Origin of the sequence: Acidisarcina polymorpha, from assembly GCF_003330725.1 — a bacterium.
GTDB lineage: Bacteria > Acidobacteriota > Terriglobia > Terriglobales > Acidobacteriaceae > Acidisarcina > Acidisarcina polymorpha.
Map to the genome: position 1 here is coordinate 4,401,092 of NZ_CP030840.1, position 21,710 is coordinate 4,422,801.

Annotated in this window: 13 protein-coding genes; 3 read left to right on the forward strand and 10 right to left on the reverse strand. The window is 58.5% G+C overall.

Going from position 1 to position 21,710, the window contains the following annotated elements; genetic code table 11:
• Nucleotides 1–5: 5 nt before the first annotated feature.
• The 7 genes from ACPOL_RS18595 to ACPOL_RS18630 all read right to left on the reverse strand — a co-directional run bounded on the left by ACPOL_RS18595 (nucleotide 6) and on the right by ACPOL_RS18630 (nucleotide 12,366).
• Nucleotides 6–1,466: a cupin domain-containing protein gene (locus ACPOL_RS18595; protein WP_236656872.1), complete on the reverse strand. Its 1,461-nt coding sequence runs from the start codon at nucleotides 1,464–1,466 to the stop codon at nucleotides 6–8.
• A gap of 191 nt (nucleotides 1,467–1,657) precedes the next feature.
• On the reverse strand, nucleotides 1,658–2,293 hold the full coding sequence (locus ACPOL_RS18600; protein WP_114208385.1) for a YdeI/OmpD-associated family protein: 636 nt from the start codon (nucleotides 2,291–2,293) through the stop codon (nucleotides 1,658–1,660).
• Between the two features lie 439 nt (nucleotides 2,294–2,732).
• Entirely contained in the window at nucleotides 2,733–3,875 is a 1,143-nt protein-coding gene (locus ACPOL_RS18610; protein ID WP_150133060.1) for a DUF6599 family protein, read from the reverse strand.
• 108 nt (nucleotides 3,876–3,983) lie between these two features.
• Complete coding sequence (locus ACPOL_RS18615) at nucleotides 3,984–5,900, reverse strand: alpha-L-arabinofuranosidase C-terminal domain-containing protein (protein WP_114208388.1); 1,917 nt, start codon at nucleotides 5,898–5,900, stop codon at nucleotides 3,984–3,986.
• A 115-nt stretch (nucleotides 5,901–6,015) separates the two neighbouring features.
• Complete coding sequence (locus ACPOL_RS18620; RefSeq protein WP_236656873.1) at nucleotides 6,016–8,532, reverse strand: N-acetylmuramoyl-L-alanine amidase; 2,517 nt, start codon at nucleotides 8,530–8,532, stop codon at nucleotides 6,016–6,018.
• A gap of 244 nt (nucleotides 8,533–8,776) precedes the next feature.
• Nucleotides 8,777–11,437 carry an alanine--tRNA ligase gene (gene alaS / locus ACPOL_RS18625; protein WP_114208389.1) on the reverse strand — a complete coding sequence of 887 codons (2,661 nt, stop codon included), beginning with the start codon at nucleotides 11,435–11,437 and terminating at the stop codon, nucleotides 8,777–8,779.
• Nucleotides 11,438–11,544: 107 nt separating this feature from the next.
• On the reverse strand, nucleotides 11,545–12,366 hold the full coding sequence (locus ACPOL_RS18630) for a hypothetical protein (RefSeq protein WP_114208390.1): 822 nt from the start codon (nucleotides 12,364–12,366) through the stop codon (nucleotides 11,545–11,547).
• A gap of 523 nt (nucleotides 12,367–12,889) precedes the next feature.
• On the opposite strand from ACPOL_RS18630, the gene ACPOL_RS18635 reads away from it, so the two are divergent.
• On the forward strand, nucleotides 12,890–14,656 hold the full coding sequence (locus tag ACPOL_RS18635) for an outer membrane beta-barrel protein (protein ID WP_161557436.1): 1,767 nt from the start codon (nucleotides 12,890–12,892) through the stop codon (nucleotides 14,654–14,656).
• Between the two features lie 56 nt (nucleotides 14,657–14,712).
• On the opposite strand, the gene ACPOL_RS18640 is transcribed toward ACPOL_RS18635, so the two are convergent.
• Nucleotides 14,713–15,270 (reverse strand): regulatory protein RecX, encoded by a 558-nt coding sequence (locus ACPOL_RS18640; RefSeq protein ID WP_114208392.1) that lies wholly within the window; start codon nucleotides 15,268–15,270, stop codon nucleotides 14,713–14,715.
• 60 nt (nucleotides 15,271–15,330) lie between these two features.
• Nucleotides 15,331–17,496, reverse strand: a complete 2,166-nt coding sequence (locus tag ACPOL_RS18645; RefSeq protein ID WP_236656874.1) for a S9 family peptidase — start codon at nucleotides 17,494–17,496, stop codon at nucleotides 15,331–15,333.
• A gap of 280 nt (nucleotides 17,497–17,776) precedes the next feature.
• Here ACPOL_RS18645 and ACPOL_RS18650 point away from each other — a divergent pair, with 280 nt between their 5' ends.
• Nucleotides 17,777–18,706, forward strand: coding sequence for a LolA-like protein (locus ACPOL_RS18650; RefSeq protein WP_201758886.1), 930 nt, complete (start codon nucleotides 17,777–17,779; stop codon nucleotides 18,704–18,706).
• A 170-nt stretch (nucleotides 18,707–18,876) separates the two neighbouring features.
• Nucleotides 18,877–21,369 (forward strand): 2-oxoglutarate dehydrogenase E1 component, encoded by a 2,493-nt coding sequence (locus tag ACPOL_RS18655; protein WP_114208393.1) that lies wholly within the window; start codon nucleotides 18,877–18,879, stop codon nucleotides 21,367–21,369.
• Between the two features lie 19 nt (nucleotides 21,370–21,388).
• Here ACPOL_RS18655 and ACPOL_RS18660 read toward each other — a convergent pair whose 3' ends face one another.
• Nucleotides 21,389–21,667: a hypothetical protein gene (locus ACPOL_RS18660; RefSeq protein ID WP_114208394.1), complete on the reverse strand. Its 279-nt coding sequence runs from the start codon at nucleotides 21,665–21,667 to the stop codon at nucleotides 21,389–21,391.
• Nucleotides 21,668–21,710: the final 43 nt, after the last annotated feature.

Here is a 21,710-nt window from a genome sequence, read left to right on the forward strand (position 1 = left end):
TTTTCTTACACCGGAGTAGTGACCTGCTTTTTCTTGCTGATCTTGCGCAGGAACTCTTCACCCGTGCCAATGTGTTCATCGACCAACCGGTGAGGCGTGTGCGCAAGCCACTCGCTCAGCGAAATGTCCTGGTATTCAGGCGTGGGAAAAACCTCGAGGAAGATTAAATCGGTATCGCCGAGATTCTCGATGTAATGAGGCTTTGACCGTTCGATATAACCGACGTCGCCCGCGTGGAAGTCCATTGTGCGCGCATGTCCGCCAGCGGAAAAGACCGTCATCCGGCCCGTGCCCTTCACGTAATACTGCCATTCGTCCTCATTGGGGTGCCAATGCAGTTCACGCAAGCCGCCCGGCCTGAGTGTGACGATCGCTGCGGCGATGTTGGTCGCGGGGAAGTTCGCCCGGTCAATTATCTTGATGCTTCCCCCTGCTGTCACCTTGGTGGGCTGCATCTTGCTGGTGAAGAAGGCGAAGCTGTTGGGCACCTCCCCAGTCCCGGCATATACCTCTTCTTTTTCTTCTCCGAGGGGGCGAGGCAGCTCGCGTGCAAAGATGAAAAGTTCGCGTGCGGGCACATTGCGGAAGGTCGCATCAGTGGTGTTGAAGTTCTTACTGAGCACTTCCCTGGGAGTGTGATGTAACCAGTCAGTAAGCAGAAAGGTCTCGAATTCGTTGAAGTTGCCATCATCGAAGACCAGAAGAAACTGGCAACCGTCCGGGCCCAGGCCCTGGATGGAATGAGGAATGCCGCCGGGAAAAAGCCAGAGATCGCCTTCGTTGACATCTTCGACGAAGCCCCGGCCTTTGTGATCGACCGCAGTGATCCGTGCGCTGCCTGCGGTCATCAACGCCCACTCGGCGCCGAGATGCCAGTGCAGCTCGCGAATGCCGCCCTTGACAAGGCGCATTTCCACCCCGGCCACTTTTTTCGAGATCGGAAAATCACGCACCGTGACCTGGCGAGTCCAGCCTGCAGCTTCGATTCGTTTATGCGCAAAGCTGAACGGGTATTTAAAGGGCGGCTGTCCGCCGGCGTCGGTGGTCGGTGGATAGACGGAATCAGGTTCCGCTTGATCCAACACCGGGTTGCGGGGCCCTGGTTGTTGCTCATTCACACCGGTGTGACCATCGCCACTCGTGTCTTTCGTTTGCTGTCCTGCGGCGGCGACCGGTAATGCGGCGCCTGCCAAAGCCGCGGAGCTTCTCCCGAGAAAGGTACGCCTGCTCAGACCCTGATTGCGGTCCTGCTCTTCCATGCTATTTTCACTTTCAATTGGATTTTTGCTTCTTATTACAGACGGACATTTTTGCTTCCTTTTACTTTTGCTCCTTTTATAGACGAACCACGATCGTTCTGGCGTTGCAATAGTCCAGAAGTGATGCAGACTCACGCACGTTCTTACTTTGATTTGAGATCGGCCGGAAACGATAGCAGCGGAGGAGAAAGAAGCAGTATCGATCATACCGGGCTAGGGCGAAGGTCATTTCGTACTTCGCCACATGTGCGGATCAATTCAACGAAGCTGGATGAAGGGGGAGTTGATGGAGTGTCTCCCCTCGGGAGCGGATATCGCCATGGAGCCAGGGCAGTGACTTCAAGTGGAGATCATCGGAATCATTAGGTCCTGGGTCAGACGAGGGAGAACCGGAGCATTTAGCAATCCTGGTATTTCCAATTGCGTTGCTTTCCCTCTGTGATCCACTCGATCGCCGTGACGATGCGCTTGTCGCGCGTCTCCGGGCGTTTCGCCTCCGCAATCCACTCTGCGTATTCCCGCTGGCAGCTTGGACTGAAAGCTGAGAACGCGGCTGCTGCTTGCTTGTTTTTCTGGAGCGCTGCGAGCAGTTCCGGAGGTGTCTTGCTGAGGGGCTTGATCTTCGCGACCTTGCGCCGCGCCGCAACCGGGCTCGTATATTGACCACTGTCGATGAAAGCGGCAGCTTGGCGGATCCAGCCAAGCATGAGCTTGTCGGCGGGCAGGTCCTCCAGGCTGGTGATTCGGCCCAGCGATCCCATTCCGTCTGCGCGTAAAACCTTGGCCTCACGCAGCACCGCACCGATCTCCTCCCCCCAAAAGCCAAAGCTGCAATGCTCTTTGAAGGCTGACATATTAGCGAAGATTGCACCGCGATACTCAAAAAAAGGGCGGCTCCACTTCATCGTCTCTTCGACGTCGGGACAGCCCTGGTGCACAAGCTCCCGGAGATGGCTGATAATCGGTTCCGCAAAAGGGCGAATCCCCGAAATATAGGCGTCAACGGCTGGGTTCAGATTCTTCACCGGGTTCATTGGTCACCCTCTGAAAAACCAAATTTTACCACTCGCGATTCCGCCGGGATAAGGCAGAGCACCGGAGGCGATTCCTCAAGCTGGAAAGGCGAGGACCGGAAGCGCAGATCAGGTTTACCGGTCGCCCGTGGTCCACGGAAAACGGCGAAAAGGCCGCCCGGCAACAGGGCGGCCTTTTCACTTAGGGAGAACAGTTCCAACGGAGGCAAAGCCATCAGAACTTTCTGGCGAAATACTATGGTCGGGCAAACCGGGTGTCAAGGCAAAATCCCTGCCCCCCTAAACCCCTGATTTTCGACCCCTTTTGGCGGGTCGGTCTAAATTTACCTCAGCCACAGATCTTCGCCTTGTCTTCGCTTTAACTCCCTCGGGTTATGGCTGAACCCTAGCAGAATGTGTAATTTACACGATGATTTGCACTAGCTCTTGTTCAATTTTGTCATTCCCGTAAATGGAGGCTGATGAAATCCGCATCTGCCAGCGTCGACGCAGGCTTTCCGCGCAGGCGGCGGTAGAAAGCGCGACCGCCCCCGAAAAAAACTCCCAGCAATAACGCCGCTCCGCCCAGGATTGCTGTCAATGTAATGATGCCAACCAGCAGTTTGGCGGTCTTTGAAACTTCACTAACGTAACCCTGTGGATGGTTCCAGGTGACATCGGCGTTGTAATTCACTTCGGAAAGCAACTTGCGGGCGCCATCCGCCGAAAGCGACCCACTGGTGACACCCACCAGCGGACCGCTGCGTCGGCTTTGAAGGGCCTCAGGAGAGCTCTGGGTGAGCTGGCTAGGCCATTGGGCAGCCGCAGTATTGCCAGCCGCCAGAAAGACGGCCACGGCCCGCAGACGGTCGGCCGCGAGCTGCGGAGTGGGATAGTCGATCAAGGTCAGGGTGCCGTCGCCATCGCGACTGGAATATTGTGCGGTCAGCACCTCGGCCCCCCGGCCAAAGTCGATCAGAGACGGCGGTAAGACCCCTCCTCCGCGGACATAGCCGATCGGTCCCAGGGCGTAGCGGCTGGATTGACTATCTAGCGAGGCTTGAGGTAGATACCCAGGCAGCGGCGGAGGAACGCCAAGGCCTCCTTCCGGTTTCGGAAGAGTTCCGGCGAGTTCGCGCAGCTCCGCGGCGGACATGGAAGTAAGGTGATCGAAGGTGGCGTCGACCACCGTCGATCCCTGCCAGAAGAGTACCCGGGTTCCGTCGAAGACCCCTCCGTAGCCAACCTCCTGCTTCGGCAGACCAGGACGGCGGTAGAAGGTATATGCCGCATAGGCGCCTGAGGCGTCGTCAAAACGGATTGCGCGGACATTCAGCTTGTCGCCATTTCTGATGTAGGTCGCCGAACTGGCTTGCGCAAAGCCGTCTTCCCTGAGCAGATCGGCATTCGCCACATCGGCGGTCTCGGGGGCTGGGCTTGACACCGGCCGTGGGTCGGCGTGCCAGCCAGCAAAGTCCGTGGGGAGGAGCGAAGGTTGTGCGGCAGCCTTCACTGGCGGCTTGGCCCCGGCCAAAGTGCAGGAAAATACGAAGGCAATAGTCAGGCCCGATATCTTCGGTAGATGGCGGTAATGCATACTCATTTGATGTAGAGACTACCACCGGTGACCTCGGGTTAGCTTCGAGGCCGTGCGCCCCGGCAAAACCGAACTCGGCTGGCGGCAGCCCCTGTCAACGTCCGCCCGCCGATTCTACTTCAGCGATACCTCCAGAATCTGGATGGCATACGGCGGCACCGTGTGGCTAAAGCTGTCCTTCACTCCGGTAAGGGCCGTCTCCGTAGGAACAATGTGCATCGGATCGGCAAGAGTGTTGGTGTCCTGCGTAGTTTTAGAACTCAGGCTAATGAGCTTGGCAGTCGATCCGATCGTACCTGCGCCCATGAGTCGAAGATCGACCGGCTGCGGAACGGAGGATGCATTCACCAGCTTCAGATAGAGAATCCCTTTGTCTTCGTCCTTGGTTGCGGAGTAAAAAAAGCGCGGACCACCACCGCTGACCGTCGAGCCGACCACCTCTTTGCCAAGATGATTGGCGAACATCACCTGGGCATAGTAGCTGGGCGAACCATAACTGGTAAGGGTGTCATAGCCGATGAGGTCGGTACGCCATTGCATGCCGCCGGGGTTGACATTGACCAGCAGCGGCGCGTAGCTGGCCATGACCACAATATCGCTGTTGCGCTCCATGCCCGTCATCCACGCAGCATCGCCGAGCGCTGCTCCGAAGTTCGGCGTGGGGCCGCCTTCGCGCGTCGCCCATTCCCCGACAAAGATCTTAGGACCATTGCGATCAGTCCCATCGTAGTGGTGGACGTCGGCAAAGAACTCCTCCGCCTTCTTGTAATAATGATCGTCGACAACATCGGGCTTGATGCTGCTGACCGGTGTCGTGGCGATGAGTTGCAGCTGCGGATACTTCTGCTTGATCGCTTTATAGAATTGAGCATAGCGGCCGTCATAGCTGCCCGATTTGTCGAAGAAATCTTCGTTGCCAACCTCGACATAGGTCAGCGAAAACGGCGCAGGATGCCCATTTTTTGCGCGAATTGCGCCCCATCTCGTGTCGCTGCCGCCGGTGACGTATTCGATCTCGTCCAGCGCGTCCTGAACGTACGGATCAAGAGCAGCGCCAGGTTCGACGTGCTCCTGCATCATCGAATATCCGGCATAGACGGCCAGCACCGGCTGCATGTGCAGGTCTTCGCACCAATATAAAAATTCCAGCAAACCCATCCCATCCGACGAGTGGTAATGCCAGGGGCTCGGATGGGTGGGCCGATCGACCCAGGGGCCAATGGTCTTCTTCCAGTCGAAGCGCTCTGCGATATGGTCGCCTTCGAGGTAATTTCCCCCCGGAAAGCGCAAGAACGCGGGATGCATGCCCGCGAGCTTCTCCATCAGGTCGATCCGGAACCCGTGCTCGCGGTCTTTGTAAGTTGGAGGGAAGAGCGAGACCAGGTCGAGCCAGAGCGTGCCCGGATGTTCGACCGACAAAACCAGGTGATTGGTGGCGGAGACCGAGACCTGACCAGTTTTTAGAACTGTGCTGTACTGTTTCCACTCCGAAGTAATCGATGGAATCGTAGCGCTCGCCACGGCTCTTCCGCTCTGGTTATCAACAATGCTGATTTTGACCGGGCCGAGCGAAGGCGCATCGGTCTTCGCGTAGAACGAAGCCTGATACGTGGTGTCGGGGCGGACCGGAATTCCCCAGTAGCCATCATTGAGCACGCCGGCCTGTTCGCCGGGACCCGCCTGCTTGATGGTGACCTTCAGGCAGCGGGGCAGGGCAGTGCTGGGACCGTTGGCCGGGTCAACGCTGATGGAGGCCTGCGCGCTTCCTTCGGTGACCGCGACCCAGTGTTCGAGTGCGTCCCATTGCGGCCCTGGAGCGCGGCCGTTGACCAGCTCCGCGTAGAGGCCGCCGTCATAGGAGTAATTAATCTCCTCGGTCATGAGGCCGTAGAGCGTAGGACTCACCTTGGCAATCGGTTTGTCCGCCTGAATATTCAAAGTGACGGGCGGGGCCGGTTGTGCGTAGAGCGATTTGCTTAGCGATAGCAGGGCAAGAGGGAGCAATTTGCTGGCGAAGCGGGAACCAAACATCTTCTGGATGACCTCGGGAGAGCAGCCGTGACGGAAACGTTTACCCGCGCAATTGTAACGGACACCAGGGTCAAACGCCCAGGGTTATTCACAATTCCGGCTCAGTCTGTCCTCCTCAATCGCCAGGCAGATGGCCGGAGTTTTCGGCAAGCCGGACGCCGCTTAATCCACTCACATAACGGGCGACACCGCGGTAGAGCGATTCGGCGATGCGCTGCCGATAGCTCGGATCGCGCAGCTGGCGGGCATCGTCGGGATTCGTCAGGAAGGAAATCTCCGCGAGGATCGATGGCATGTTCGCGCCGATCAGCACCACAAACGGAGCCTGCTTGACCCCGCGGTCCTTCAACCCGGGATTCCCTTGATCCAGTCCGTCGTAGAGATACTTCTGAACGTCGGACGCGAACTCTCGCGACTCATCGATCTTGTCGTGGAGAGCGATCTTCTTCACCAGATCGGAGAGTTGATGAATCGACTGCTGCGATACCGCGTTTTCTCGTGCCGCCAACTCGAGCGACTCGGGCGAAGCGGTGAAATTCAGGTAGTAAGTTTCCACTCCGCGCGCGCTCGCATCCAAACTGGAATTGGCATGGACGGAGACGAAGAGATCGGCCTGCGCCTTATTGGCGATGGCGGTCCTGGTTTCGAGTGGAATAAAAGTGTCGTCGCTGCGGGTGAATATCACGTCGGCGCCGAGGCGCTGCTTGAGCAGCTTTCCGAGCCGCAACGAAACGTCAAGCACCACATCTTTTTCCTGGATGCCGTCTGGCCCGAGAGTGCCCGAATCGTGACCGCCGTGCCCTGCATCGACGACGATGCGCCCGATCTTGAGACCCAACGCTCGCACCATGGAACGTCCACCAGCGGCGGTCGGGTCGGCCTCGTGAATGCTTGCCGAGGTTACGGCATTGGGATCGGTATTGTCTTTGTCTTTGCCGCGCTTGGCGGTCCGGGCTGGCGTTGTTTTCGTAAGGTCCGGCTGCGCAGCGGGCGTGGTGCCGGCGACCGAAGCCGCGATCGGCGCAGTTGTGGGATGACTGGTCGCCTTGATGCGGTCAGGCTGACGGCTGAGAGAGGCGATGTCCTGGCTCGCTTCCGTCCGCGATGTAGCCGGGTCGCCGGGAACGACCACGGCAGCGGGTCGATTTGCCTGGGTTGGCAAGGGCGCCGTGCGACTCGGAGTGCTTGTCACCGGATTTGGGATGCTGCTTGAGGCTACCTTCGAAGATGGCGGCGCCTTCGAGGGCGACGGCACCTGACTTACCGGTTGGGAAGAATTTGGTCGCTGCGGATTTTGCAATGACGCTGGGGCAGTGGGTTGGACCGGGCTTTGATTTGCCGGGGCTTGCGCGATCTGAGTGTTTGCCGTGCCCGGCTTGCGCCCGTGGATGTCGATAATGAGGCGATAGGGATTTGGCAACAGGAAGGCCGAGTAATCGCTCACATCGCTGACGTCAAGAACGATGCGAGTCACGTCATTCGAGAACTGCGCCACGCGAATGCGTTTCAGAAAACCATCGTCGGTGACGGTGACCGATTTTCCGATGAGCTCCGGCGAGAGCTTCGCGCCATGAAGGTCAAAAAAGATGCGGTCCGGGTCGGGCACGCGGGCAGCTTCGTATTGGACCTCGTCGCCAAGATCGATGGCGACTCGGGTGTAAATCGCGGTCGACCAATGGCGTACGCCGGTGACCGAGACCGGCCTGGCATTGCGCCGCGGCTCAGAGACAGCTACTGGCTGTGGGGAGAAGGGAAGAGGTGTTTCTATCGCTATTCTTGCTGGAGGCACAACCGGGCTAGCGGAAATCGGCTGTTGAAGGGAGGGGCTTGGCGCGGCGGCAGGCCTTATCGGAGGCGGTGGCGTGGAGGTGGACTGCGCGGTCGACGGGGTTGCCTTTGTCCTCGTCGCTGCATCGGTCCTGCTGGACCCGGCCTGCTCGCTCTGAGATGCCATTGCCGCCGTGAGCACGGTGTTCGAGCGCCTCGAGGCGGCAGTCGGCGTCGATGAGCGCGGCGATCCCGCGGCGAGCGCGGGCGGCGGCTCGACGCCGTGTTTTTTCGCTGCCTGCTCCTCGGTGTGTATGTCTTTGAGATCCTGGTGGGCCTGGGTAGCGAACGGGCTATGAGGATATTGCTTGAGAAAAGATTGAAGCTGCGCCTTGGCATTGGGGCGATCGTCCAGCGCCCTGAGATTGAGATCGGCCTCGGCGAACAACGCCTCCGGGCGATAGCGGCTACCGGGGTATTCGCGACGGAGAAATTCGTACTGGCCGAGCGCATCGTGGAGGGACTTTTCGTCATTGAAGACGCGGCCCTCTTCGCCCAGCAGCTGCGCGACGGCAAAGACGCTGGCATCCGCCTTTGGTGAAGCAGGGTCGGCGTGATAGACAAAGCGGTAGAGCTCAAGGACGCGCTCGTAGTCTCGCTTGCTGCGCTGTTCTTCGGGACGGGAGGCGAGCGCCTGACGGGCTCGCTGGGCGCGGTCGAAAGGGGACTGCGACTGAGTCGGCCGGCCGGTGGGCGATCCAAAACCGGGGAGTGCCAGCAGCGCAAGCAGTATCAGGAGCAGCGAGGATCGCTCCGCCCTGGCGAGTGCTTCAGCGGCCGTGATCTTGCGGTTTGGGAGGCGCATGGGTCCTCCGAATCGAACCGAACGCGGCATAAAGTATCGAGGGTTTCCCCGCCACAGACACTCTCATTATAAGTTCGCGCCGAGTAGCAAAGACCCGGAAACCGGCCTCCGGTTGCGTCAGGGAACCCAAAACCCAACCCGAGAACGCCTATTCCCGAAGACCGCGACGCTGCCGACGGAAGCAGAAGCGACTGCCGGTTGGCTACGCCGACTTAAGTCGGCACGCACAAGAGCAGTCGCAGGCCTAAGCCAGCAACGACGCGACTACCTCCGGCACGCTTGCCAAAGCCGAGTCGAGTTGGTGGGCATCCTTGCCTCCGGCCTCGGCCATGTCTGGGCGTCCACCGCCCGAGCCTCCAACCTGTTTGGCAACGGGCCCGATGATCTTGCCGGCCTGTAGCCTGCTGGTAAGGTCTTTGGTGACGCCGACGATGATCGCGACCTTGCCATCCTCTTGCGGGGAGCCGAGGACGACCACTCCCGAACCGAGCTTATTACGAAGGTTGTCGACCAGCACGCGCAGCTGCCCGCGATCGAGCGAACCAACTTTTTGCGCGAGGACTTTCACGCCCTTAACCTCGACTGCCTGGTCGGCGGCCGAGCTGACCGACGAAGCCGCGGACTTCATGCGCGCTTCATCGAGTTCACGGCGAAGTTTTTTCAGATCCTCTTCGTTGGAGGCAATCTTCTGGCGCAGCGCTTCGGCCGGGGAGAGTTCAATGCTCGGCGCCAGTTGGTTGGCCAGCTGCGCGACCGCGAAGTCGCGGCGGAATTCTTTGAGCGCGCCTAATCCGGTGATGGCTTCGACGCGACGAACCCCCGAGGACACTGAGCCTTCGCCGAGCAGCTTGATGGTGCCTATCTCTCCAGTCGCGCCAGTGTGCGTGCCTCCGCAAAGCTCAGTGGAGAAGTCGCCGATCTTGACCACCCGCACCTTCTCGCCATACTTCTCGCCGAAGAGCGCCATCGCGTGATACTCGTTCACGGCGACATCGATCGGCACATCTTCGAGGGTGACGACGCCAGTATTCGCGAGCACCTCCTTATTAATGATGTCTTCGATTTCTTGGAGTTCCTCGTCGGCGATCGCGGTGAAGTGCGAGAAGTCGAAGCGCAGGCGATGGTCGTCTACCAGCGATCCGGCCTGCTTTACATGCTTGCCGAGGACCTCGCGCAGTCCGGCGTGAAGCAGGTGGGTCGCGGTGTGGTTGCGCCGTGTGGCGTTGCGGTAATTTGTATCAACCACGGTGTCGACTTTGTCGCCAACGCGAATCGGCTGACGGACGAGCACCTTGTGGGCGAAGACTCCCTGCACCGGCTTGGTCGCGCCGCTGACCTCGGCGACGATGGAGTTGTGGTCGTCGGAGTAGAGCCAGCCGATGTCCCCAACCTGTCCACCGGAGTCGGCGTAGAAGGAAGTGTGATCGAGGACGACCTCGACCTCTTCACCGGGCTTGGCTTCCTGAATGCCAATGCCATCCTTAATGATGGCGAGGACTTCGGCGCCTTCGACACTGAGTTGCCGGTAGCCTTCGAAATCGGTCTTCGGGAGTTCGCGGAAGACCGGGCTCGCGGATTTTTGCGAGCCACCTTTCCAGGAGGCGCGGGCGCGGGCTTGTTCGGCGGCGCGAGCTTGCTCGAAGCCTTCGAGGTCGAAGTGGATGCCAGCATCATGGGCGGCATCCATCATGAAATCGAGGGGAAGGCCGAACGTTTCGTAGAGGTGGAATGCCTTGTCGCCGGTCAACGAACTCAATTCCTGATGCAGCATCCTCGATCCGACTTCCATGACCCGAGCGAACTGCTGCTCTTCCGCAAAGACTACCTTTGCAACCCGATCAGCGTTCTCTATCAGCTCCGGATATGCAGATTGCATTTCATCGCGCACTGCGTAGACCATGTCGCGCATGAACGGCTTTTCTTGCCCGAGCAACCGACCGTGTCGAATCCCTCTGCGAAGAATTTTGCGCAGCACATAGCCGCGTCCTTCGTTTGCAGGGAGAACACCGTCGGAGATCAGAAATGTCGCGCACCGGGCATGGTCAGCGATGATTCGCAGCGAAGCGTTGCCCACGTCATCCGCGGTGTTGGTCAGTTCGGCGGCGCGTTTAATAAGCGGAGTGAACAAGTCAGTTTCAAAATTCGACACCACCCCCTGCAACACCGCGGCAGTCCGCTCAAGCCCCATGCCTGTATCGATCGATGGCTTCGGAAGAAGGTTCAGCGTCCCAGTAGAATCCCGCTCGAACTGCATAAAAACCAAATTCCAAATCTCAACATAACGGGCATCGTCTTGCGGGAATGGCAGGTCTTTTCCCGGCGTTTCAGAAGCCTCAATCCCCATGTCATAGAAGATCTCCGAACAAGGCCCGCAAGGCCCAGTGTCTCCCATGGCCCAGAAATTGTCCTTCATCCCCATTTCGAAGATGCGTTCTTTAGGGACACCGACGTCGAGCCAATACTGCTCGGCTTCGTCGTCGCGGGGCACGCCGTCGGCGCCCTCGAAGATGGTGACGTAGAGCTTGTCCTTGGGAATGCCAAACCATTCGTCGGAGGTGACGAGTTCCCAGGCGTAGGCGATTGCCTCGCGCTTGAAGTAGTCGCCGAAGGAGAAGTTGCCGAGCATCTCGAAAAACGTGTGGTGGCGGCGGGTGAAGCCGACATTTTCAAGATCGTTATGCTTGCCTCCGGCGCGGACGCACTTCTGCGACGTCGTTGCCCGCGAGTAGTCGCGCCGCTCGACGCCGAGGAAGACGTCCTTGAACTGGTTCATGCCCGCGTTGGTGAAGAGCAGCGTCGGGTCATTATGGGGGACGAGTGACGACGAGTGGACGCGGCGGTGCCCTTTGGTTTCAAAGAACCTCAGGAACATCTCGCGGATTTCAGAGCCGGACATATATCGCATACGGACTTTCAGTTTACGTGAGCCGATGGCCGTAGCGGTTGGGTGCTGGCTTGCGGCCGTTCATTTTGCCGTCAAGAGGGTCGCGTGATTGACTGCACTGGCACGGCTCAGATCATGTGCGGTGTCCAGATCTCTCCTTCGAGTAAGCGCACCGGATCGGTTGCTTGATGAAGGGACGCGAAGTCTCGGGCGTGCTCCCGCATCCCGAGGACCGAACAGAGGGCGTCGAAAGCGTCTTCCGAGCCTCTGGCGTGGGCGAGGACGTCTTCCGGGAGAAAAGTGTATTCCGGCCGCCGGAGATGAGCGATGCGAAAGGCTTCGCTACTCTTATTACCGGGTCCGGTAAAAAGGCGTGGGTAAATCTCGAGCGCTACCGGGAAGCCGGTCGCGGTGAAAGGCCAGATGCTGAAGCCGGCGCGGCGCAGTTCCCGCAGAATGGGAATGCCGCGAAGCGAGCCGGTCCCGACCGCTCCCGCTCCTCCGATCTGAAAAGGCGATTTCGGCTGAATGCCATTCAGCTGGCCATTGAATTTGCGATCTGTCTGGCGAAAGCCTTGCCACGCGGGCGCGCGGTGATGGTCTGGGCGGCGGCTGCCTTTTCTTCCCCAGCAGAAGGCGTTTGCCTGGGAGAGCCATTCTTCGCCTTTGCCATTGGCGACGAGCGCCCAGAATTCCTCAGCGCGCTCACAGCCTTGCATGCGAACAAACCAGGCCGGAAAAGAGAAGGCGAAGTCGAGACCGGCGATGAGGTTGGGAGTATCCACGGCCGCCGCCACGAGGTATTCGGCCGTTTCATCGCGCGTGCGGCCGCTGGTGAGGGAGACATTGTTCTCGCTCCAATCCGCGATCCAGATCTTCTTACGCTGATTGGAAATGGTGCGGTCCCCCGACCAATCCACCACGATGATTCGAGGCGAGGCCATATTCATCGAACCCTCTCGTGCGAGCTTCAAGTGTGCATAGACCTCGCGCAGCGGGAGACTACGAGGAACGTCCTTTAGCTTGTCACTGTTCGCCGGGTTCTCAAAGCATCATTCAGCAATTATGGCGGGAAAGGTGTTTTCGGGCCGCCAGAGGGATCGAATCGAGCCCCTTCGTGATCGCTCGCCGCTTATCAATTCCTTACGCCATCCTTACCGGTCGATTATGGCTCGCTGCCTAAGATCGGTGATGGAGGGACTCGATGCCGGCCCATGAAAGAGTTCGACTTCAGGCGACGTCCGGGTGCCTGTTTGTAACCCGAACTAATCAACGAGAAAGATCAATGAATTGATACGGGTTGGCCGGTACTTTCCTCAGCCGAGCGGTGGGCTGGAGAACAGTTGAAAGCTGCGATTCAGGCATGCGGCCGAACGACTACAGAGCTGCTCTACAACTTCAGGCGGAGTGTAACCGCCAGACCGATAGGACGGTGTCATGAATTTTCTCGGACGATCCGCGTGCTGCGGAGCAATGTTTCTCGTACTTTGTTCAGGAGGAATCTGTCGGCTTTCCGCCCAGGCCGCGGGGTCGGCGGCCGTAGGCGCCACACTGGCTAAGGCAAATGGCGACCAGGCAGTGTCGCTAAAGGATGCAAGTCCAGATATGAAGACGGAGACGGCCGCCGCAGCCGATCCTGCGTCTGCATCTGCGGCAGCGGACGCTTCGGCAAGTTCTTCAGATGACGCCCACGCAAATCCCCAGGCACCGGAGCCGAATCCCGGCACAGTGCCGCCGCTGGCTGGTCCAAAGGCTGGATTCTTCACTCGCTGGGGACAAGCCTACGTGGCAGACTGGCATGGGAATGCCCCAGGGACCGATCCAAAGCTGGTGTCGCCGCGCCGCGGTACGCCGCCGCCTATCTTTTCACCGCCCTTTCCGGCAACCGACTGGCCGATCGGCGGCACGATTTTGATCGGCGCTCCGGATACACAGACCTATCCGCTCATGCAGGCGGTAAATGAAAACAAATCGCGCGAGAAATGGTATGGCTGGGTTTCGATCGGAGCCAACGGCTCGACCAACAACCGCGGCCATGTGCCCAATGTCCCCGCGAATTTCCCGTCGGCCTACGACGAATACCCCAACACCATCGTGCTTGACCAGTTTGCGGTCTACTATGAGCGCATCCCTAACGAAGCGCAGCAAGACCACTTCGACTGGGGCTGGCGCATCGCTAGCCTTTATGGACAGGACTATCGCTTCACTACCTCCAAAGGCATGCTGAGCCAGCAGCTGCTGGTCAAGGGCGCGCAGTATGGCTGGGACCCGGTGATGTTCTATCTGGATTTCTATCTGCCTCACATCGGCGAGGGCACCAACATCCGGGTAGGGCGGTATATCTCCCTGCCGGACATTGAAGCACAATTGGCGCCGAACAATTACAGCTACTCTCACTCTATTCTTTACACGGTTGATTGCTATACCCAGCTAGGCATGAACTGGACGACCAAAATCAACAAGCATTGGACGGTGCAAGGCGGCATTTCGCCGGGCTGTGATGTTATGCCCTGGACCACCGACGCCCAGGTGACCGGGAATGTCTGTGTGCAGTTCACCTGGAGCAACGGCGGCGACGCGCTTTATACCTGCGACAACACCATCAACAAAGGTAAGTACGCTTATAACAACTTGACCGCGTTCTATGAGACCTGGTACCACCGCATCAACGACCATTGGCACACTGATACCGAGGCCTGGTATCAGTACATGCGAGATACACCAAACATGTATTGGTATAACGGGACCGATCCAAATACAGGCATTCAGTATGCGAACACTCCGCAGACGCCGTGGCCTGAGGCGACCAACTATCGCCCTGGAGACGGTGCGGTCAACCTCAACTTTGGCGCGATCTGCGTTGACCCGCGCTTACCGGCAGCGCAGCAACCGGCCCACTGCTATGCGGGCGAATGGGCAATCACCAACTACGTTGAGCATAACTTCTGGAAAAACCAGGCTTCGCTCAACATCCGCAACGAAGTGGTGGACGATATCAAGGGCCAGCGTATCGGAACCCCGGGCATCTATGAGGAGCATATGGTTGGCTTCAATTTCTGGGCGGGATCGACGGTAACTTTCCGGCCTGAGGTTAGCTTCACCAGATACTACGGGAAGTACGATTTGAGGGCGCTGAATACGGCCCCAGGATCCGCTCCCGCTCACTTGGAAAACGGAATTCCACAAACCGGCAAGAACTACGCCGTAACTCTTGCTGCGGATCTTATCTGGCACTTCTAACAAGACAGCAATTCAGCAAACTGCACAGTGGAGATGTCGCTGACGAAGCCGCCGGCCTACTCATAGCCGGCGGCTTCATTGAGGTCGATGGTCTCGATGGCGGCGAGAGTCTCGTCGGAAACATTCCAGCTTTTCAAGACTTTGAAGATGACTCCGAGTGAAAATCCTCCGCGAACCAGGAGCCTGACAACTCGCGCGGACTCTTTTTCGGTGGCGGGCTGCTTCACTCGCTTGCGCTCCAGGTGCTTGCGGGCCAACTCCTCTTCGCTGACACTTTCATAGGCAACATCGAGAGTGGAGGAGATCAGCTCCGAAGCAACGCCCTTTCTCGATAGCTCCTGTTGCACGCGTCGTTTGCCGAACTTGTCGTTTTCCTGACGGAGGCGAGTAAAGGTGACGGCATAGGCAGGATCATCGAGATAGTGCTGCTCTTCGAGGCGCGTGACCACCGCGAGGATCTTCGCCTGTCCGGACTCTCCTTCTTCGACGCGGCTGCGCATGAGGCGTTTGAGTTCAACCACAGTGCGCATGCGGCGGCCGAGCGCGCCGACGGCGTACTCATAGAGCTTCGCTTCGTCGAACGGCTCAGGTCTTTTCTTTGGCTTGAAACTCATGGTGACTTGGGCACCTCAACTGCCGGGCCCTTAGGGGCCATACTGCTGAAAGCGACGCGCTCACGGCTGCGGCTTCGTATACTGATCGACCCAATCGTTGACGGTCTTATACCAGAGCTGTGAGTTTTGTGGCTTCAGCACCCAATGGCCTTCGTCTGGAAAGTAGAGCATCTTCGAGGGGATATTCTGCCGCTGCAGAGTAGTGAAGAGCTGGAATCCTTCAGAGACATCGAGGCGGTAATCGAGCTGGCTATGAATAACCAGCGTGGGCGTCTTGAAGTTCTTCGCTGCCAGTGCGGGCGACCATTTGCGATAGGGGTCGAGCGAGGCGGGCTTGCCGTAATAGTCCCAGGGCTTGCCTTTGAACTCCCACTCGTTGAACCAAAGTTCCTCGGTGTCCCCATAGGCGGAGACCGGATTGAACATGCCATCGTGGCTGACAATGCACTTGAAGCGGTCGGTGTGGCCGAGGATCCAGTTCGCCATGTACCCGCCGTAGCTTGCGCCCATCGCACACTCGCGGGTCTTATCGATATAGGGGAAGCTACGCTCCGCGTAATCGAGGCCGCGCATCAGGTCAATAAAGGGCTTGCCGCCCCAGTCGCCGTTGACTCCGTCAACGAATGCCTGCCCATAGCCGGTCGATCCGCGCGGATTGATCATGAGCACGACATAGCCATTGGCGGCAAAAAGCTCAGCGTTCCAACGATAGCTCCAGGAGTCGCCCAATGCGCCCTGCGGCCCTCCGTGGATGATCAGTTTGACGGGGTATTTCTTGCCGGGGTCGAAGCCTGGGGGTCTGATGACGAAGCCCTGCACTTTGACCTTGCCGATGGAGGGGAACCAGAAAGAATCCATGCTGGGCAAGTCGATTTGTGTGAGCAGCCCTGTGTTGAGGTGGGTGATCTGTTTTTCCTCCGCCGGAATCACGGGGATGCCATGGACGGATGAACCGTTCGAAGCAGAAGAGGTGGCGGCTGCGTTCAGAACGAGGATCTCGCCGGGCATTCGGACCGTCATTTTTGCGACCACCAGCGTTCTGCCATCCGTCGACATATGAGCATCGCCGAACTCGCCCGCCTTCGTTATATTGATGAGCCTAAATCGGTCGCCGCCGGTCGAGTCCAGTTGCAGCTGATAGAGAGGCTCTTCGCCTCGATCTCCGCTAGTAAACAAGATATTGTGCGATCCGGGATGCCAAAGAAATTCATCAACCCAATTGTCGAATGCGGGCATCGGGTCCGTGATCTGCTTCGATTGCCGGTCGAAAAGCATCAAGCGAAATCTGTCGCTTTCATATCCGGCCCGGGCCTGAGAACGAAAGGCGATGTACTTTCCATCTGGCGAATACGCAGGACTGAAGTTTCCTCCAGCACTCGTCGTGAACTTCACCGGCTTGGCGGCCGGATCGTCCAGGCGCAGCGTGAAGATGTCGACATGAGTCGAGGTCGCGGGCACCGCGTCTAGGTTCTCTTCAAAGGCGATCTCTTTGCTGTCGGGCGAGAAGGCGTAGGCGTCGGGTCCTCCGAGCGAGAATGGCGGAACGTCGTGAGTGTCTCCCGGATTAAGGTCGCGGGGAGTTCCCCCGTTAGACGGGACTAGGAAGAGATGGCTGCGCTTGTCGCCGGTAAAGGCATTCCAATGCCGATAGAGGAGCGCGGTGAAGATGCGGGCCTTCACCTTGGAGGCGGCGCGTTCGTCATCCCGCTGTTTGTCGCAGGCGTCCTGCTGGTCAGGAGTCGCGGGACAGTCAGGATAAACTGCTGAGGTGAAGAGAATGCTCTGGCCGTCAGGCGACCAGGTGGCGCCATCGGCCTCAGTCGAGATGCTGGTCAGCTTGTGGGCTTCGCCGAGCGTTCCGGTCTCGCCGTCGAACGGCGCCAGGTAAATCTGCTGTCCTCCATCGCGGGGGCTCAGGAAGAGAATCTGCTTGCCGTCTGGGGAGAAACGACCCCGGCTTTCGCCCGCCAAGGAGGCAGTAAGAGCGACTTCTTTGCCGCCGCCTGTCGGGACGATCCACAGGTGCGAGGTCTTGGTGTTTTTCTCGAGATCGACGTCGGTGGCCGAAAAGAGCACCCACTTGCCATCTTTAGATAGATCGATATCGCCGAGCCGGCGCATCTTCATCATGTCCTCAAAGGTCATGGGGCGGCGCGACTGGGCGGGAAGCTGAGCGGCCGCAAGCGCGAAGATGCAGAAGGCGGCGACTTTCTGAGTGGATTGCATTTGTTGCCTAGTGTACTGGGTTTAATGAGGTTGATGAACGCTCGTTCCGAAATCCGAACGAGGAAGAGACGCCCGGGTCTTATTGGAACGAGAGTCTTCTTGTACCCGGGCTAACCTGGAATACCCGTATTCCCAGCGTTTTGGGAAATGAGCCGAGCATCAGATTTTTCCTTCGGGGAGTGGTCAGAATGAATGCATTCATCCTTTCTGCGAAGCGGATCGTCTAAACAGTCGTGTATCTGGGAGTGGCGATAGACTAGCGGGTATGGGAACTTTCGCAATGGCAGGCAGACTACGGGGTTTTTTCTTGGGAGCAGCGCTGCTTGCAGCAACGAGCGTTGCGGCGCTGGCGCAGGTTTCGTATACGCCGATGCCGATGGACCAGGGTTTCGGCCCGCTTGATAAAGCCCAGCCGGCCATCCCGCCCGACCAGATCATCGCCAAGTTTACTGCCAAAGAGAGTGCTTTTCGCCAAGCCCTGAACAATTACGTCTACCGCCGCAGCGTCAAGGTGCAGACCGTCGACGACGATGGCAAAGTCGATGGCGAATACTACGAGCTGACCGATGTAGCTTTCGACTCGACCGGCAGGCGGACTGAGCACGTCCTCCAGGCTCCGGCGAGTACGCTTGAGCGAATCATGATGAGCCCGGCCGATTTTGCCGACATCCAGCAGCGGCTGCCGTTTGTGCTGACTCAGGAGGATGTTGGCCAGTATAACGTCACCTATGTCGGTAAGCAGAAGGTGGATGAGCTGGATACCTATGTCTTCGATGTGGCGCCGAAGGTGATGGAAAAGAAGCACCGCTATTTTCAGGGGAAGATCTGGGTCGACACCCAGGATTTGCAGATCGTCGTCACCAACGGCAAGAATGTGCCGGACGATACCCGCAAAGGCCACGAAGACCTCTCACCGCCCTTCGTCACTTACCGGGAAGAGATCGATGGGAAATACTGGTTTCCGGTGTATACCAAGGGGGACGGCATCCTGCACTTTTCCGGAGGAAGCGGCTACATCAGCCAGGATGTCCATATCCGCGAGTTCGTCAAGTACACCGACTACCGGCAGTTCAAGTCAACGGTCAAGGTCACCTATGATGGCCAGGACATCGGTAACGGCAGCGGAAACAAACCTGATGGCTCCAGCCAGCCTGCGCCGCAGCAGCAGACGCCTCCAGCAACTCCACCTGAAGCGACGCCCCCCAAGTAGGAAGGGCGCTAGTAGGAAGGGTCCTTGGAGCGGGGCGAAACGGAAACGTCCAAAACGGACATCCGTTTACCAGTCGCATTCGCGAACCCTGCGAGCTGGCATCGGGGGGTTAGAATATACGGAGCGGCCTCGCGGTATTCTCCCGGGCGTGGCTCTCCGAAATCTATCCTATGGCTACCATTACTACTCCCGAAGCGCCAACTTCTTCTCCTGTCAACAAGCCAAACTCTGTGCAGGCTTCACGCGCTCAGGTATTTGACGCATTCCGACGCTGGGGCTACTTGCAGGCGCAGCTCGATCCACTGGGCCAGTATCTGCCGCCGAAGACCATCCCGGATCTCGATCTGACGGGTCCCGATGCTGACGAAGCGCGCGGCTATTACTGCGGCACGGTAGCGGCGGAGTTCATGCACATTGCTGACGCCGGGCGCCGCGAGTGGATTCAGGAGCGCCTTGAAAACCGCGCAAATTCGCGCAAAGAACTGCAAATTCAGGACCAAAATCGCACGCTGGAGCTACTATTGCGCGCGGACCTTTTCGAGCAGGTGATCCAGTCGCGCTACCTGGGCACAAAGCGGTTTTCGCTTGAGGGTGTGACGGTCCTGGTGCCGTTCATTGACGAGCTGTTGCACCACGCGGCTGAGCATGGCGCGGTGAGCGGCGTGATCGGCATGAGCCATCGCGGCCGTCTCAACGTGATGGTGAACGTGATTGGCTGCGAGGCAGCCGACATATTTTCGAAATTTGAAGATGTCGATCCACGCAGCATTTTAGGCGGCGGCGACGTGAAGTACCACGTAGGCGCCACCGGCGATTACGTCACCCGCGGCGGCAAGACCGTTGACCTGCACCTGGTTTCAAATCCCTCGCACCTGGAAGCCGTTGACCCCGTGGCCGCCGGCCGCGCCCGCGCCAAGCAGTTCCGCTTCGGGCAGGGCGGCGAGGACAAGCTGATTCCGATTGTGATCCACGGAGATGCGGCGTTCGCCGGGCAGGGGGTGTTGGCCGAGACGATGAACCTGGCGACGATCGATGGGTTTTCGATCGGGGGAACGATCCACATCGTAGTCAACAATTTGATTGGTTTCACCGCCGGGCCGGACGAGGTCAGCTCTTCGCGGTTCGCGACCGATGTGGCCAAGCGGCTGCCGATTCCCATCTTTCACGTCAACGCCGAGGATCCCGACGCGGTCCTGCGCATTGCCGCTCTGGCCGCTGAATACCGCTTCACCTTCCACAATGACGTGGTGATCGACCTGATTGGCTACCGGCGGCACGGGCATAGTGAAGTCGACGATCCGACCATTACTCAGCCGATCCGTTACGCCAAGATCAAAGACCATCCGCCGCTCTATCAGATTTACAGCAAAGCCATTGGCGCGGATATTTCGGCGCGGACTAAGGAGTTGCAAACCGAGCTGGTCGAGGCCCAGAAAGAAGCGACTATTCGTAAGAAGATGCCGGTATTGTCCCATCTTCCCGAATATTGGTCGCCCTTTCACGGAGGCTCATACAAGCCGGAATATGACGTCGAAACCGGCCTCACGACCGCAGAGATTGCCAAGATCAGCGAGGGGCTGACCGCTTATCCCGCGGACTTCCACATTCACCCCAAGATTAAGAAGCTGCTCGAGCAGCGACTCGAGATGGGCCACGGTGAACGGCCCTTCGACTACGGAATGGCCGAGGCCGTCGCCATTGGCTCGTTGTTGAAACAGGGCACCCCGGTTCGGTTAAGCGGGCAAGACAGCCAGCGGGGTACTTTCAACCAGCGGCACAGCGTATTGGTCGATATTGAGAATGAGCAGCACTTCATCCCGTTGAACCATCTGGCTCCCGATCAGAGACAGTTCGAAGTGTATAACTCGATCCTTTCCGAGGCCGGAGTGCTTGGCTTCGAGTACGGCTTCAGCCGCGATTATCCGGAAGCGCTCGTGATGTGGGAGGCGCAGTTTGGCGACTTTGCCAACGGCGCACAAATCATCATTGACCAATTTATCTCCTCCGGCGAAGACAAATGGGGGCTGCTCAGCGGTGTCGTAATGCTGCTGCCCCACGGCTATGAAGGTCAGGGGCCGGAGCATTCCAGTGCCCGCGTGGAGCGCTACCTGCAACTGGCGGCACATGACAATATGCAGATCTGCCAGCCGTCTACGGCCGCTCAGTATTTCCATCTTCTGCGGCGGCAGGTGATGCGTCCGTGGCGCAAGCCGCTCGTTGTCTTCACTCCGAAAAGCATGCTGCGCAACCCTTCGGCGGCCTCACCGATTGCTGATTTCTCGAGGCCGCACTTCCTCAACGTCGTCCCCGATACCGAGGCACAGAACGCCAAACGGCTGCTGCTCTGCACCGGAAAGATCGGCCATGAGCTGCGGATCGAGCGGCAGAAGCGCGGTGTGGAAAAGACGGCCATCGTCCTGGTTGACCAACTCTATCCCTGGCCTGAGGCCGACCTCGAGGCTGAGTTCGAGCGCCATCCCGAAGCTCACGAGATCGTCTGGGTTCAGGAGGAGCCAGCGAACATGGGCGCCTTGTCGTTCGTCATGCCGAGACTGCGTCTGATCGCCGGATCGCGGCAGGTGTTGAGTGTGAAGCGCTCGGCGGCGGCTAGCCCGGCTACCGGCTCTGCCAAGGCACACAGGGATCTTGAACAAAGACGCTGATCGATATGGCGCTAGGGCATTAGTGGATTAGCAGGACGGCGTTAGTGGTCTGCAGGGAAGAGCAAGACCAATCGTCATCAACGGTGCGGAAAACAGCGGTTGTCGCCCTTCGCGGGGCGGACTGCGCGATAAGAAAATCCGCGTAGAATCCCACCGTCTTGCAGGACCTGCAGCACCCGCTTTCGGGATAGAGCGTCTTGTCGACTCCTATCTCGTCCACATTTCTCACCAGGTAAGTCTCGATGTGATTAAACTTCTTGCAAGAGTGGCAAAAGAAGCCGATGTACTTCGTAATCATTTATCCCCAATATCTCCACTCTCATAGTGCTAGTTCGTCGCCG